Source organism: Martelella alba (assembly GCF_005217455.1).
In the GTDB taxonomy this organism is placed as follows: domain Bacteria; phylum Pseudomonadota; class Gammaproteobacteria; order Enterobacterales; family Enterobacteriaceae; genus Acerihabitans.
Genome location: NZ_SZPQ01000181.1, coordinates 1 through 539, shown reverse-complemented (window position 1 = coordinate 539; position 539 = coordinate 1). Strand labels below are relative to the sequence as shown.

Below are 539 nucleotides of genomic sequence, written 5' to 3'. Positions count from 1 at the left end.
AAATAAACATCCCCATTATCATCCCTGTTCAGTAAGCTCCATATCGCTGGAAGCCGAATTTCAGGGGCGTGCCTATCGCGCTGATAGCGCGTGGCCTCGGGCATCACCGCCCCGGTCTGAATATCAATAAACTGCTGATGCCCTCCGGCACTGGTCACCCAGTGCCCTGAGTGCGGACAACGCTCCCCGCTCCGGCAGGTGATACGCTTACCCGGCGCATCGTCCAGAAAATATTCCGATTCGTCTGGGATAATGCCATCGCAGTAACGGGTGTCTTCCCACACCAGACGCCAGTGAACACTGCGGTAATGAATGTCATCATCCGACAAGATTCTTTTCGTCTCGCTTTCCATTAACACATTGTAATAATCCTGGAGGGGGGCCTTCATCCCGCGAATAAAATAATTATAGGCCCCGAGGTTTTTAAACCCACTGATGCCATCTTTAATCACCAGCAGCTTATGGTGGTACTGAATTTTTACCGGCTCCCAGATGCCGTCGCAGGGCACCGGGTCGTCGGTTTTGATGATGATATCGCT

1 protein-coding gene is annotated in these 539 nt (G+C 52.1%); it reads right to left on the bottom strand.

What is annotated here, in order from left to right:
- On the bottom strand, window positions 1-539 hold a 539-nt coding region (locus FCN80_RS26320; RefSeq protein WP_230492995.1), incomplete at both ends, for an Imm72 family immunity protein.